Annotated in this window: 16 protein-coding genes; 12 read left to right on the forward strand and 4 right to left on the reverse strand. The window is 59.1% G+C overall.

Annotated elements, in window-relative coordinates; translation table 11 throughout:
* Window positions 1–78 precede the first annotated feature (78 nt).
* Window positions 79–1335, reverse strand: coding sequence for an RsmB/NOP family class I SAM-dependent RNA methyltransferase (locus AC2FI9_RS02925; protein WP_496726344.1), 1257 nt, complete (start codon window positions 1333–1335; stop codon window positions 79–81).
* A gap of 89 nt (window positions 1336–1424) precedes the next feature.
* Between AC2FI9_RS02925 and AC2FI9_RS02930 the strand changes: the two genes are divergently transcribed.
* Window positions 1425–1607, forward strand: a complete 183-nt coding sequence (locus tag AC2FI9_RS02930; protein WP_496726345.1) for a DUF1674 domain-containing protein — start codon at window positions 1425–1427, stop codon at window positions 1605–1607.
* Window positions 1608–1611: 4 nt separating this feature from the next.
* Here AC2FI9_RS02930 and AC2FI9_RS02935 read toward each other — a convergent pair whose 3' ends face one another.
* The gene (locus AC2FI9_RS02935) at window positions 1612–2466 is read right to left on the reverse strand and encodes a LysR family transcriptional regulator (protein ID WP_496726346.1); all 855 of its coding nucleotides are present in this window, start codon (window positions 2464–2466) and stop codon (window positions 1612–1614) included.
* Window positions 2467–2565: 99 nt separating this feature from the next.
* On the opposite strand from AC2FI9_RS02935, the gene tmpA reads away from it, so the two are divergent.
* The 4 genes from tmpA (at window position 2566) to AC2FI9_RS02955 (ending at window position 5918) form a co-directional block, all read left to right on the forward strand.
* A complete protein-coding gene (tmpA, locus tag AC2FI9_RS02940; protein ID WP_496765424.1) occupies window positions 2566–3702 on the forward strand; it encodes a 2-trimethylaminoethylphosphonate dioxygenase in 1137 nt (378 codons plus the stop codon).
* A complete protein-coding gene (gene tmpB, locus AC2FI9_RS02945; RefSeq protein WP_496765428.1) occupies window positions 3699–4289 on the forward strand; it encodes a (R)-1-hydroxy-2-trimethylaminoethylphosphonate oxygenase in 591 nt (196 codons plus the stop codon). Before tmpA ends, tmpB begins: the two co-directional genes overlap by 4 nt.
* The gene (locus AC2FI9_RS02950) at window positions 4286–4954 is read left to right on the forward strand and encodes an ureidoglycolate lyase (RefSeq protein WP_496765434.1); all 669 of its coding nucleotides are present in this window, start codon (window positions 4286–4288) and stop codon (window positions 4952–4954) included. Before tmpB ends, AC2FI9_RS02950 begins: the two co-directional genes overlap by 4 nt.
* A gap of 106 nt (window positions 4955–5060) precedes the next feature.
* Window positions 5061–5918 (forward strand): hypothetical protein, encoded by an 858-nt coding sequence (locus AC2FI9_RS02955; protein ID WP_496765436.1) that lies wholly within the window; start codon window positions 5061–5063, stop codon window positions 5916–5918.
* Window positions 5919–5924: 6 nt separating this feature from the next.
* Here the strand turns inward: AC2FI9_RS02955 and dapB are convergent, their stop codons facing one another.
* The gene (gene dapB, locus AC2FI9_RS02960) at window positions 5925–6734 is read right to left on the reverse strand and encodes a 4-hydroxy-tetrahydrodipicolinate reductase (RefSeq protein ID WP_496765439.1); all 810 of its coding nucleotides are present in this window, start codon (window positions 6732–6734) and stop codon (window positions 5925–5927) included.
* A gap of 91 nt (window positions 6735–6825) precedes the next feature.
* Here dapB and rbfA point away from each other — a divergent pair, with 91 nt between their 5' ends.
* The 7 genes from rbfA to AC2FI9_RS02995 all read left to right on the forward strand — a co-directional run bounded on the left by rbfA (window position 6826) and on the right by AC2FI9_RS02995 (window position 11613).
* Window positions 6826–7221 (forward strand): 30S ribosome-binding factor RbfA, encoded by a 396-nt coding sequence (rbfA, locus tag AC2FI9_RS02965; RefSeq protein ID WP_058274960.1) that lies wholly within the window; start codon window positions 6826–6828, stop codon window positions 7219–7221.
* Window positions 7218–7955: a phosphodiester glycosidase family protein gene (locus tag AC2FI9_RS02970; protein ID WP_496765441.1), complete on the forward strand. Its 738-nt coding sequence runs from the start codon at window positions 7218–7220 to the stop codon at window positions 7953–7955. Before rbfA ends, AC2FI9_RS02970 begins: the two co-directional genes overlap by 4 nt.
* A 60-nt stretch (window positions 7956–8015) precedes the next feature.
* Window positions 8016–8921: a tRNA pseudouridine(55) synthase TruB gene (gene truB, locus AC2FI9_RS02975; protein WP_496765443.1), complete on the forward strand. Its 906-nt coding sequence runs from the start codon at window positions 8016–8018 to the stop codon at window positions 8919–8921.
* Between the two features lie 21 nt (window positions 8922–8942).
* Complete coding sequence (locus tag AC2FI9_RS02980; RefSeq protein ID WP_282170211.1) at window positions 8943–9446, forward strand: DUF1643 domain-containing protein; 504 nt, start codon at window positions 8943–8945, stop codon at window positions 9444–9446.
* A gap of 95 nt (window positions 9447–9541) precedes the next feature.
* Entirely contained in the window at window positions 9542–10549 is a 1008-nt protein-coding gene (locus AC2FI9_RS02985; RefSeq protein WP_496765445.1) for a calcium-binding protein, read from the forward strand.
* 144 nt (window positions 10550–10693) lie between these two features.
* The gene (rpsO, locus tag AC2FI9_RS02990) at window positions 10694–10963 is read left to right on the forward strand and encodes a 30S ribosomal protein S15 (protein ID WP_039543122.1); all 270 of its coding nucleotides are present in this window, start codon (window positions 10694–10696) and stop codon (window positions 10961–10963) included.
* A gap of 224 nt (window positions 10964–11187) precedes the next feature.
* Window positions 11188–11613, forward strand: coding sequence for a VOC family protein (locus AC2FI9_RS02995; protein WP_282152321.1), 426 nt, complete (start codon window positions 11188–11190; stop codon window positions 11611–11613).
* 45 nt (window positions 11614–11658) lie between these two features.
* Here AC2FI9_RS02995 and AC2FI9_RS03000 read toward each other — a convergent pair whose 3' ends face one another.
* Window positions 11659–12627 carry a LysR family transcriptional regulator gene (locus AC2FI9_RS03000; RefSeq protein WP_496765447.1) on the reverse strand — a complete coding sequence of 323 codons (969 nt, stop codon included), beginning with the start codon at window positions 12625–12627 and terminating at the stop codon, window positions 11659–11661.
* Window positions 12628–12702 lie beyond the last annotated feature (75 nt).

The following is a 12702-nucleotide window of genomic DNA, read 5'->3' on the forward strand; positions in this document are numbered from 1 at the left end:
TCTGCCCCTTGCGCTCTGCTGGCGCCTGAGACCCAACGATAGACCGGGGCGATCGTCAAGTCATCGAAAAGCATGCAACTACGCCGATTTGTTCAGGCGCGCGATGTAGAACCCATCCATTCCACCAAGATCAGCCCAGTAATCGGGCCGCAGACGCAGGCCGCCTTCCTCGGTGATCCATTCGGACTCGATTCCGGCAATGTTCAAAGCCGCCCGATCCACCGACATATCGGGGTGTTGGTCCAGCGCTTCTTCGACCTGCACCTCGCCCTCATCCGGCAGGAGAGAGCAAGTGCAATAGACCAGCCGCCCGCCGGGTTTCAGCAAGCTCCAGGCGTGGGCCAGCATCCGGGCCTGCAGCTCGATCAGCTCACCGAATTCCGATCCGTCTTTGGCAAAAGGCAAGTCAGGGTGCCTGCGGATCGTTCCCGTGGCAGAACACGGCGCGTCCAAAAGGATGGCGTCATACTGGCCCTGATGTTCAAGCGCGTCGCCCGCGACGACAGTGGCAGTCAGTCCGGTGCGTTTGAGGTTCTCATGCACCCGCGCCAATCGCGATTCAGAGACGTCGAGCGCCGTAACATCGGCCCCAGCCGCCGCCAGTTGCAGTGTTTTTCCACCCGGAGCGGCACAAAGGTCGAGGATTTTTTCGCCCGATTTCGGAGCAAGTATGCGCACTGGAATAGCGGCCGCCGCGTCCTGCACCCACCAATCACCTTTGCCATAGCCCGGAAGGGCGGTGACCTGACCGGCATCGTGCAGCCGCATCGAACCGGTAGGCAGGGCCTCACCCGGTCCGCTGGCGCCCGGCTTCACAGACAGGTCAAGCGGTGCGCCAGCAAATTGCGCCTTTTCCATTCCCACGATTGCATCCTCACCCCATGCCATGATCAGCGGATCACGCAGCCATTCGGGCAAACGCGGCACGCGCATTTTGGGCCATGCATCGGGGCCTTCGGCGGCCACTTTGCGCAACACGGCATTCACTAGGCCTTTCAGCCGCCCGTGCTTGCGTGAACGCCCTACGATGTCGACCATTGAATTCACAACACCATGTGCCGCTTCACCGTGGCACAGCTCGACCGCGCCAAGGCGCAGGGCGTTATGCACGGTCAAAGCCGGCGTGCGGTTCAGGTGGTTTTCCAGCAGACGATCCGCACGCTCCAATCCGCGCAGGGTTTCCAGCGTCAGGCGTTGCGCCCGCGCGCGATCTTCAGGGGCCAACCGGTCCAGCGCGCCTGCGGCCAGACATTCGGACAGCAGGCGCCCTTCGCCCAGTATCTGATCCAGCAGATAGATCGCGCTGCGTCGGGCCGCTGTTGCGTTGTCGGACATGGAATCGCCTTTGAATTAATCCTCGCCCGCATTGCCAATAGCGGACGCGGGCGTATATCAAGCCCATGCACGGAAAGGAACCCGATGTCATGAGTAACGACCGCAAAGACCTGCCGCCTGCTGCCCAGCGCGCCCTTGCCGAAGCTGAAGAGCGGCGCCGCAAAGCCGAGGCTGAGGCAAAAGATATGCCCAAGGAACTGGGCGGTCGCGACGGCCCCGATCCGGCCCGGTACGGTGATTGGGAGAAGAAGGGCATAGCGATCGATTTCTGATCGCCTATCCCCGCAAAGCTTCCAGAAAATCCGCGATCAGAGCGCGCTGTTTCTTGGATTTCGCCCGTTCCTCGGGCCAGGTCAGCCAATACCCATCCTTCGTTTTCAGCTCTGGTAGGCGTAACCGGCGCAACCGTCCGTCCTGCAGATCCGCCTTGGCCAAGGGCACCGACCCCAACGCTACGCCCATACCCTGACGTGCCGCAGACAACGCGTGTTCCATTGAATCGAAGCTGATGTTCGACGTAGTCACATCGCCCTGATCTGCCTTTCGCGCCCAATCTCGCCACCCCGGTCGTTCTCCGCGCAGATCAATCAAAGGCGCGCCCCATTCCACGCCCGGTGCCGCCATAGGCACCAGCACTTCAGCTGCAATCAATTCGGAATCCCGCCCCGGCCAAGCGCCCCGACCATAACGGATCTGTAGCCATGTCCGCTCTTCATCCAGCGACGACCGCCGCGCCACGGAATCGGTCAGAACACGCACCTTCGGCTGCATCTCCTGAAACCGGGCAAGACTTGGCACCACAAGCGCATGGATGTGCGATGACAAACCGGCCACCCGCAATTCGCGCGGGGATTTTCCAAACAGATCCTCGGTATTGCGTTCAAGCGCCTGCAAACTGTCTTGCACCAGTGGTAGGTAGCTTTCGCCTTCGACAGTCAGTGACACGCCACGCGCCTCACGCACAAACAATGTTCGACCCAGCCAGGCTTCAAGGTTGCCGATCCGCTGGCTTACGGCCGCTTGTGTCAGACCAAATTCCCTCGCCGCTGCGGAAAACCCGCCCAGACGCCCCGCCGCCTCAAAAACGCGCAGCCAGTCCAAGGGTGGCAACCCGATCTTTTTCTTAGCCATAAGTTTTTCCAAGCCTCAGCAGAAAGAAGGATTAATTGTCGTAATGCCACAAGGGGCGTATCTCCTCAACCAAAGCCCGCGCTGAACAGGAGACCCCCCATGCTGCGCTTTGCCACCCATGACGCCTCGGTTGTGACCGTAGAATTCGACACCGGCACAAAGGCTCGCTTTCACGCCATCTGGCTACGCGACAACGCGCTGGACCCCGAAACCCGCGCGCCCGGCAATGGCCAACGTCTGATCACCATCGGCGATATCCCCTCAGACATTTCGGTCAGCGCCGCCGAAATCAGCAATGGTGATCTGACAGTCACCTTTCAGCCAGAAGGCAAGATTGTCACCTTTCCCGCCGACTGGCTGGCCGAGCACAGCTATGACCGCGATCAAAACCGCCCCATGGGTCGGACGGCTCCCGGCATCACCACCTGGGGACGCGGCATCGACGCGCCCAGCGCAGATTGGGACGAGGTCCACGCCAATCCCGTCGCCAAGCGTGGCTGGCTGGCTGCGGTGGCCGAATACGGCTTTGCCAAGTTGACCCGCGGACCGACCGAGCCGGAATCCCTGCTGAAAGTCGCTGATCTGTTCGGCTATGTCCGCCAAACCAACTACGGCCCCTATTTTGAGGTCCGGACCGAGGTGAACCCGACCAACCTCGCCTATACCGGCCTTGGTCTGCAGGCGCATACCGACAACCCCTATCGTGATCCGGTTCCGACGCTGCAAATTCTGTATTGCCTGGAAAACAGTGCCGAGGGTGGTGATTCCATCGTGGTTGACGGCTTCCGCGCCGCTGAAAAACTGCACGAACAGAACCCGGAAGGTTTTGCCTTGCTGGCAGGCTATCCCGCCCGGTTCGAATACAAGGGCTCGGACGGTATCTGCCTGCGCTCACGCCGCCCGATGATCGAGCTATCGCCAGATGGTGAATTGGTCGGTATCCGGTTCAACAATCGCTCATCCGCGCCGTTCGTCGACGTGCCCTTTGATCAGATGGAGGCCTACTACGCCGCCTATCGCCAATTGGGCGAGATCATCGACGACCCCGCCATGGGCGTGTCGTTCAAACTGGAACCGGGTGAAAGCTTCATCGTCGACAACACCCGCGTTCTGCATGCCCGTCTGGGCTATTCCGGCGCGGGTTCGCGCTGGTTACAGGGCTGCTATGCCGACAAGGACGGGTTGCTGTCCACATTGGCCGCGATGGAAATGAGTCAACCGGAGGCCGCAGAATGAAGCCCGATTTCTCGACCCTGAGCCGGGAAAATATCGTGGCTTTCATCGGCGATATCTTCGACCGCCGCGGCGGTGAGGAATATCTGGGTGAGCCCGTCACCATGGCTGAACACATGTTGCAAGGTGCAACGATCGCCGAGCAGAACGGCCAGCCCGAGGAAATCATCGTCGGTGCATTGCTGCACGATATCGGACATTTCACGTCCGAGTTCGGCACCTACCACCCGGACGATACCGAAGACCGCCACCATGAGGATGCGGGTGCCGAAGTGCTGGAACAGTTCTTCCCCTCGGTCATCACCGATTGCTGCCGCTATCACGTGGCGGCCAAACGGTATCTCTGCGCGACCAAGCCTGAGTATTTCAACCGTCTCTCCGCCGCCTCGGTCCATACGCTGGAATTGCAGGGCGGGCCGATGAGCGCTGAAGAGGTCGCTGAATTCGAGAGCAACCCAAACCTGAAAGAGATCATCCAGGTGCGCTATTTGGACGAGGCGGGCAAACGGGCTGACATGGAAACCCCCGATTTCACCCATTTCGCACCGATGGTGCAGCGCATGGTCGACAGGCATCTGGGGGCGTCATGAGTGCACCGGAATACATCTTCGAGGCCAACTCGAAACCGTCACTGCCGTGGCACGAGGTTCCGCTGATCCGGGCCACGGACACGTCGGTCAAAGGCTATGGCTGTTTGGTCGACGATCCCGATATCTTCGAGATTGAAATCACCCGTTGGCCGCAACAAGGCTGGCGACCGATTGACGAGGGAACAGGCGACGAAGGCGGCTGGGTCGAAGGCACGTTCAAATGCGACTGGCGGGGTGACGTGCTCTATGGTGAGAACGAGGCCGTCAAGGGCCACTATGTTCTGGGTTGGTCCGCTGATCCGCAACAGGCGCAGACCGGACTGCAGACGGTACAGCGCGATCAGGTTCTGCTATGGCACATGAACTATCACCCCGATGGCGGACAGATGTTCTGGCCATTGGACAACAAGCCCTTCATCGTGCCTGTCGCGCTGCCCGGCGATAACCTGACGCCAGATAAGGTGGTGGCTTTCTGGTGTGATGGTACGCGTGGCCTCTATATTCATCCCGGTATCTGGCACGAGGGGATTTTCCCGGTCGAAGACAATCAGCGTTTCCTCGACCGGCAAGGCAAGGTTCACGCCCGTGTCAGTGCCGATATCGGGACTGAATTTGGCGTGTATCTCGCCTGCCCGCTCCAGGCCGACAAAATCAAGGACCTATGAAGTACAGGGCAAAACGCCAGTATCGCGCATTTTCACAATCCCTTAACCGTTGGCGGCCACATCTGTGATACGCTCGACAATGTCCAGCTCAAAGGGGAGGCCTCTGATGGGATTGAATAGGCGTCGAGTGGTTCAGCTTGGAAGCGCAGCAACGATCGGAACCCTGATTTCGGGCGTCGGCGCTGCTGCCACTGACCAGAATGACAGGTTCGAACAGGAATTCGCAAACACGCTCAATCAACTGAGAACCGCGTTGTCAGAGCTTGACTTAAACGAGGTTGAGCCCCTGTCGCTGGCCTCGGGGGTCGACGACTATAATGGCGGGTTGCGGCATGATTTCGATCAGTCCGTTCTGCCTTCGGGCGCTTATGTGATTCAGCCTTTGGCGCGCGTTGCTGATGTTGACGAAAAGTCACGTGCCGATGTGTTGCCGATGTTTCACGAGGTCGGCTGTCATCCCGCTGATGCTAATGGGCAAGCCATGATCCGGCTGATGATGCAAATTCTGACTCAGAGCTTTGGCCTCGACCCGCCCCGCATCGCATTTGTCAGTGTGCCGCAAGCCGATGACATGCGCCCGGTGCTGGACGCGTTAGGCTTGCCATTCACCGAAAAGGTTCTGTTGCGGGATGAGGCCGAGGCATTGGCTGCACGCGATGCCTCGGGCTTTTTCTTCCCCGACCCGTTTGGTGATGAGTACCTTGTGACAATGGGCGTCTACTATCGGCTGGGCGGCACGGATGAAACGGCCCCCACCGCTTACCCGCCGTCGGACAACTGGACCGAAATCGGTGAGGTTGTGATTGGCGGGCAGGCAGCACCCCTTGGCATATCCATAGGGGCCGAACGCCTGACTTATGCGCGTACAGGCCAATACCCGACCTGGGATCAGCGACTAGGCGCACTGTTTTCCAAGATCGAGGACGAGGGCGCCGAACCGCCCGGTCTTGCGGCGTTCCGTTAGAGGCGCTTAAAGTCCCAGCACATCCACCATGTCATACTGACCAGGCGCTTTGCCCTGCCCCCACAGTGCCGCCTTCAAAGCGCCACGGGCAAAGATGGCGCGGTCGGTGGCCAAATGGCGCAGGACGATGCGCTCTCCGGGGGCGGCGAACAGGACGTCGTGCTCACCCACAATGTCGCCGCCGCGAATGGCGTGGAAGCCGATGTCGCCCCGCTTGCGCGCGCCGGTGATGCCGTCGCGGCCCCGGTCAGACACATCTTCCAGCTTCACGCCGCGCCCTTCGGCAGCGGCCTCGCCCAGCATCAATGCTGTGCCCGACGGGGCGTCGACCTTGTGGTGATGGTGCCCTTCGATCACTTCGATGTCGAAATCCTCATCCAGTGCAGCCGCGACTTTCTTGGTCAGTTGCACCAGCAGATTGACGCCAAGACTCATGTTCCCCGCGCGCACGATGACTGCATGGCGTGAGGCTGGTTCCAGCGCGGCGATCTGTTCATCCGACATGCCAGTGGTGCCGATCACATGCACGCAGCGGGCTTGCGCGGCCAGTGCCGCAAACTCCAGCGTCGCCTCGGGCGCGGTGAAATCGATTACGGCTTGCGCCTGCGCAAACGCCTCCAGCGGATCATCGGTGACATTCACACCCAGCGCCTGACCGCCCATCGCCTCGCCCACATCCTGACCGATCCAGTCATGGCCCTTACGCTCGACGACACCCACCAGACGCGCCTGATCGCTGTCGGTTACGGCCTTGATCAGCATCTGCCCCATACGGCCCGAAGCCCCTGTGATGACGATCCCCGGAATATGGGTCATTGCGCTGGTCCTTTTGTTGAATTCGGCTCAAAGCCTCCTACCCGGTTCGCGCCCGCTTGGCAAAGCCCTGCTTTGCGCTTAGATCGGGGATATGGCAAAGAACAAATTCCACGATGGCCCCGGCCCGTCCCAACGACAGCTGCGTGTCGGCGAACTGATCCGCCGCACCCTGTCCGAAGTTCTGGCGCGCGGAGATGTCCACGACCCCGACCTGAACCGTATGTCGATTACCGTAGGTGAGGTGCGCACCTCACCCGATCTGAAGATTGCCACCGCCTATGTGTTGCCCTTGGGCGGCAAGGGGCAGGAGGATGTGATCGCACTGCTGGCCCGCAACAAGGGTGAATTGCGGCGGGCGGTCGGCAAGAAGGTCGGTCTGAAATTCTCTCCCGATCTGCGGTTCCGGCTGGATGACACGTTTGACCGAATGGATGACACCCGCCGCATGTTCGATCAGGACGCGGTGCGCCGCGATCTGGACGAGTGATCCGCGCATTTGTCATTTTGGGCGCGGCCTTCTGGGCCGCGCAGGCTTCGGCGGTCACATGCGAGAAGGTGACCCATGAGGACAAGCGGTACACCGTATGTGAGGTGGATGCCGCAGGCGAAGAGCTGCGTTTATTTCTCAATGATGAAGAAGGCGACGTGCTGGGCCATTTCTCATCTGTGAACGAGGCACTGGCTCCACAGGGAAAGCGACTGGCATTTGCCATGAACGCGGGCATGTATCATGACGACCGCTCGCCCGTCGGGCATTATGTCGAAGGCGGTCAGGAACAGATGCGCGTGATCCCCAATGCAGGGCCGGGCAATTTCGGGTTGCTGCCGAACGGAGTGTTTTGTATCCGCGAAGGCCGCGCCGACGTGTTTGAAACCTTGGATTATGTGGATCAGGCCCCGCAGTGCCGTTTCGCCACGCAATCCGGCCCGATGCTGGTCATAGATGGTGAACTGCACCCGCGCTTCCTGCCCGATTCGACCTCGCGTTATGTGCGCAACGGTGTTGGTACCAGCGCAGATGGGACACGGGCAGTATTCGCAATCTCGGATGACTATGTCACCTTCCACGAATTCGGCAGCCTGTTCCGCGATGTCCTTGAAACGCCGAATGCTCTGTTCTTCGACGGCAATATCTCCCGGATGTATGAACGCGCAGGCAATCGGTCGGATGTCGGGTTTTCGCTTGGCCCGATTGTGGGCGTGGTCGAAGATACGCCCTGAAATTGACAGCGGCAGAGCGATCCGTTAGGTCGCGCGCCTCGACAAGATTCAGGGTGAAGAATGGGACGCAAACGCAAGGGTCGCGACATTTCCGGTTGGCTGGTGGTGGACAAGCCCGCGGGCATGACCTCGACCGCAGTAGTCAACAAGGTACGCTGGGCGATGGATGCCAAGAAGGCGGGCCATGCGGGCACACTGGACCCCGAAGCGACTGGTGTACTGGCCGTGGCACTAGGTGAGGCGACCAAGACCGTTCCCTACATCACCGATGCGTTGAAAGCCTACACATTCACCGTGCGTTTGGGTCAGGCCACCAATACCGATGATGCCGAAGGCGAAGTGATTGCGAGCAGCGATGCGCGCCCATCGGATGACGATATCAAACAAGCACTGGCCCCGTTTCTGGGTGATATCATGCAGGTCCCACCCAAGTTCTCGGCCGTGAAAATCGACGGCCAGCGCGCCTACAAGCTGGCCCGCGATGGCGAAGATGTGGAACTGGCCGCACGTCCGCTATGGGTTGAGGAGTTGATTTTGGTCGACCGCCCCGACGAAGACCACGTGACGCTGGAAATGACCTGCGGCAAGGGCGGCTATGTCCGCTCAATCGCCCGCGATCTGGGCGCAGCGCTGGGATGCCACGGCCACGTCCGGGAACTGCGCCGCATCTGGTCCGGCCCGTTCGGCGTTGAAGACGGGTTGAGCATCGAACAGATCGATGAAATGGCCAAGACAACCGCACTGGACGACTACCTGCACCCGCTGGAAACCGGCCTCGCCGATCTGCCTGAATTGAAATGCACACCCGAAGGCGCAACCCGCCTGCGCAACGGAAACCCGGGCATGGTTCTGGCCTCGGACGTGGAATACGGCGATGAAGCCTGGGCTTCGCTAGACGGCAAGGCCGTGGCGGTAGGGATCTACAAATCGGGCGAATTGCACCCCAGCCGGGTGTTCGTTACCTAAGCCACGTGCTAGGCGAAGGGCATGATTACCCGAACGCACACCAAGGGCGACGCGCCCTCGACCGCCATCTATTCCGACTGCGAGAAATATCGCTATAGCCTGACCCGTATCTGGGATCCTGCGGGGCGCAAAGCTCTGTTCGTGATGCTGAACCCGTCAACCGCGACCGAAGTTCAGAACGACCCGACGGTGGAACGCTGCGAGCGCCGAGCGCGGGCGCTGGGGTTCGGAGCGTTTCAGGTAACCAACATCTTCGCATGGCGCGACACGGACCCGCGCAAGATGCGCGCTGCTGCCGACCCGGTAGGACCCGAGAACGACGCGGCCATATTGGATGGTGTTCAATGGGCCGATCAGGTCATCGCCGCATGGGGCACCCATGGTGCACATCTGGACCGCGGCCCGGCGGTTGAGACGCTGCTGCGCGGCACCGGTCAGCAACTGTTTCATTTGGGGCTGACCAAGGCCGGACACCCCAAGCACCCGCTTTACATCGCCTATACCCAACAGCCCGAACCGTGGTGACCGACGGTTAACCACAAGTTCAGCTTGGCTTTGACCAACTGACTGATCACATGGGATATTTCACCCTCGGAGCAGTGCGTTCTCGGAGGGTTGCCATGTTTCTGTTCGGATTGCTGAGCCTGGCCGCAATGGGCGGAGCAGCCTATGCGATGGGCGGTATTATCGAGGCTGACGACGACACCGAAGAAGACGAGATCATCGAAGATGAACCGCAAGAGGTCTCTGACGGCAGGTATCTTGAGATTGGTGAAAACATCGACGAAGTCGAAGAGCCCTCGACCGGGACCACAGTCTCGGAATTCGAAGGCGATTTGGTTGTGGCCGGGGACGACGACACAAACATTCTGACCGGGCAAGATGGCGACGACCAGATCAACGGCTACGGTGGCGACGACACTGTGCTGGGGGGCATGGGCGATGACACCCTGCATGGCGGCGATGGCGTTGATACAATCCAGGGCGGCGAAGGCGATGATGTTTTGCATGGCGAAGGTAACGATGACGTCCTGTCCGGTGAGGATGGCGACGACAAGCTTTTTGGTCATTTCGGCGACGACAGGCTGGACGGTGGCGATGGGGATGACGACCTGTACGGCGGTCAGGACAACGACACGCTGACCGGAGGCGCGGGCGCCGATGCGCTGCATGGGGGCTATGGCGACGATGAGCTTGCTGGTGGCGCAGGTGAAGACGTCTTGTTTGGCGGCGACGGTGACGACGTGCTGACCGGTGAGGATGGCGAAAACGAAGACTCCGTGGATTTTCTGAATGGCGGTGCCGGCGACGACATTATTGCTGCCCATAGCGGTGATATCGTGACCGGAGGCGAAGGCGCCGACAGCATCCACCTGAACCCCGAGGATGACGACGATGCCGTCAAGGTCATGGATTTTGAACCCGGGCAGGACAAGCTGTTGATCTCGTGGGAAGGCGAGGAAGATCCGGAGATCAACATTGAAACAGACACTGAAAACGAAAACCTGACCCGTGTCATGGTCGACGGACAAGACGTCGCCCAACTGCTGGGTGCCAAAGGGTTGACCCTGGACGATATCCAATTGATCAACGGTCAGGAACTGCCGCAGCTCAATGCGCTGAGTTGAAGCAATAGAATCCCTTTGCCATTTGCCTGAAATCCGCTTATACGCGCCCATCCGCATCGGAATCGGTGCGGTTTTCTCCATGGGCCTGTGCTGGACGACATCCCGGCCTGCGCCATCAACTCTAACCTTTTAAAGGAGACCCCGATGTCGATTACTGCCGCTGAAAAAGCACGCGTCATGAAAGAATTCGGCACCAAGGACGGCGACACCGGTTCGCCAGAAGTCCAGGTTGCCATCCTGACCTCGCGCATCACCACCCTGACCGAGCACTTCAAGACCCACAAAAAAGACAACCACGGTCGTCGTGGTCTGCTGAAAATGGTCGCCCAGCGCCGTAAGCTGCTGGACTACCTGAAGGGCAAAGAAGAAGCGCGCTATCAGGACCTGATCAAAAAGCTGGGCATCCGTCGTTAATTTCGGATCTTACCGCTTTTGGATTTCGGACGCCCGCCCTAATTGGCGGGCGTTTTTTGTTGGATCAGGGAACGCGCGCTCGGAGTAGCGGTATGGTGGGGCTCAATCCGGCTTGCAGTTCACAAACTCTGTCGGCACTATCCCGGGACCTGATCAACAGCTGCTCAATACCTCAGTCCCCCAAGCACACATCCAGTGTGTGACGACAAGTAAAATGGAACCAAATGAAGCTGGAATTTCATCATATTAACCTGGTGGCAGACGACGTTGACCGCCTACACGACTTTTATACAAACGTCTTGGGTTTGGGTGATATTCCGCAGCATAATTTCCCGCGCTCTGAAGCAACCGAAGACTCGGGTTATGACGGCCAAATCCGCTTTGCAACGGACGGCAGCATGCAGATGCACCTTGCGGAACGGGACTTTGACGTCGCTTTCAAAAATGATCAGGTCATCAATCCAGTGAGCCGCGGACACATTGCGTTCCGAACGGATGATCTTGCCGCGGTCTTGAGGATACTTGATGAAAACGCGGTTCCTTATTCGGACTATGGCACAGCCTTTTCGAAAGAGTGGCACCAAGTGTTCTTTCGCGACCCCGAAGGCAATGTTGTCGAAGTTCATCAACAGGTAGCGACTTTGGGCTAAAACTTAGCCCGAAGTTCCCCGCACTGTTCAGCTTGTGACGGCGCGCTAAACCATATCGTACTCTACGCTTTTGGCTCCGATGTCGCCCATGTGGCCGGTGATGCGCTGCACCAATTTCTGCCTGGACATGTCTGCAAGCGCCTCCGGAAAACTCTGAAGCTCTTCCTTTCTGGCGACAACTGTCAAAGTGCGTGAAAGGCCCGAGACCGGAAGATCTTTCAACTGCAGGCTCATATTCTCAACCAAACCATCAATCAGCAATGTCGGCGTCAAAAGGCTGAACCCCTGACCTGCGGAAACACAGGACGTAACCATGCTGGAGCGGTCCGCCTGGATGACCTTGTCGGGCTCAAACCGTAATCGGCGCAGATGCTGCGCAATCTGGCGGCCCGCGTTGGTTGTATCCCCGAACCGAACCAAAGGAAGCCGCGTTTGGATCGCCTCCAGGCTGTCCGTCGGGCCGTCATATGTTTCCGGCAGTACCAGAAGGTATCGTTCGGTCAGAACGTGGTGACGCTCTAACCCATCCATATCCAGAAACGGATTGGATGTGATCGCGAGGTCCGCTTGTTTCGTCCGCAGCAGGTGTTCATGATTGCCGCTTTGACCGGCGTGCAGGGTGATGTCTTCGACGTTGAACTCACGCTGCGCAAAATCGACCAAAGAGGGCGTCAGCGTTGTGGCGATTGAGGCTTGAATGCCGACCCGCAGCAGCGTCAGGGATTTCTGGCCAACGTGGCGCAGTTCCGTTTCCATGTCGGAAAGTGCATCCAGAATTTTCTGCGCTTTCCCATGCAAACGCGCACCCGCATAGGTCAGCCGTGCCGGTCGCGTACTGCGATCCAGAAGCACAGTACCAAAAGCCTTTTCCAACGCAGTGACGTGCTGGGAAGCCGCCGGCTGCGACAAATTCAGAAGTTTTGCGCCAGCCCGCATCTGACCCGTTTCCGCAACGGCGACGAAAACCTCAAGTGAACGCATCAGACTTGGTGAGAGTTTACGATGATCCAGCATTGCTCATCCTTAGTATAAATAATATTTATACTGTTGGAATTTTCTTGGTTTACGTCAAGCACTCGGTCAACGCTT

This window comes from Ruegeria sp. CDSA246 (assembly GCF_059611225.1).

Coding starts and splice junctions, on each gene's coding strand:
- AC2FI9_RS02985 (WP_496765445.1), top strand. CDS start 9,542: ATGTTTCTGTTCGGATTGCTGAGCCTGGCCGCAATGGGCGGAGCAGCC.
- rbfA (WP_058274960.1), top strand. CDS start 6,826: ATGGCAAAGAACAAATTCCACGATGGCCCCGGCCCGTCCCAACGACAG.
- tmpA (WP_496765424.1), top strand. CDS start 2,566: ATGCTGCGCTTTGCCACCCATGACGCCTCGGTTGTGACCGTAGAATTC.
- AC2FI9_RS03000 (WP_496765447.1), bottom strand. CDS start 12,627: ATGCTGGATCATCGTAAACTCTCACCAAGTCTGATGCGTTCACTTGAG.
- truB (WP_496765443.1), top strand. CDS start 8,016: ATGGGACGCAAACGCAAGGGTCGCGACATTTCCGGTTGGCTGGTGGTG.
- AC2FI9_RS02955 (WP_496765436.1), top strand. CDS start 5,061: ATGGGATTGAATAGGCGTCGAGTGGTTCAGCTTGGAAGCGCAGCAACG.
- AC2FI9_RS02930 (WP_496726345.1), top strand. CDS start 1,425: ATGAGTAACGACCGCAAAGACCTGCCGCCTGCTGCCCAGCGCGCCCTT.
- AC2FI9_RS02980 (WP_282170211.1), top strand. CDS start 8,943: ATGATTACCCGAACGCACACCAAGGGCGACGCGCCCTCGACCGCCATC.
- AC2FI9_RS02995 (WP_282152321.1), top strand. CDS start 11,188: ATGAAGCTGGAATTTCATCATATTAACCTGGTGGCAGACGACGTTGAC.
- rpsO (WP_039543122.1), top strand. CDS start 10,694: ATGTCGATTACTGCCGCTGAAAAAGCACGCGTCATGAAAGAATTCGGC.
- AC2FI9_RS02935 (WP_496726346.1), bottom strand. CDS start 2,466: ATGGCTAAGAAAAAGATCGGGTTGCCACCCTTGGACTGGCTGCGCGTT.
- AC2FI9_RS02950 (WP_496765434.1), top strand. CDS start 4,286: ATGAGTGCACCGGAATACATCTTCGAGGCCAACTCGAAACCGTCACTG.
- dapB (WP_496765439.1), bottom strand. CDS start 6,734: ATGACCCATATTCCGGGGATCGTCATCACAGGGGCTTCGGGCCGTATG.
- tmpB (WP_496765428.1), top strand. CDS start 3,699: ATGAAGCCCGATTTCTCGACCCTGAGCCGGGAAAATATCGTGGCTTTC.
- AC2FI9_RS02925 (WP_496726344.1), bottom strand. CDS start 1,335: ATGTCCGACAACGCAACAGCGGCCCGACGCAGCGCGATCTATCTGCTG.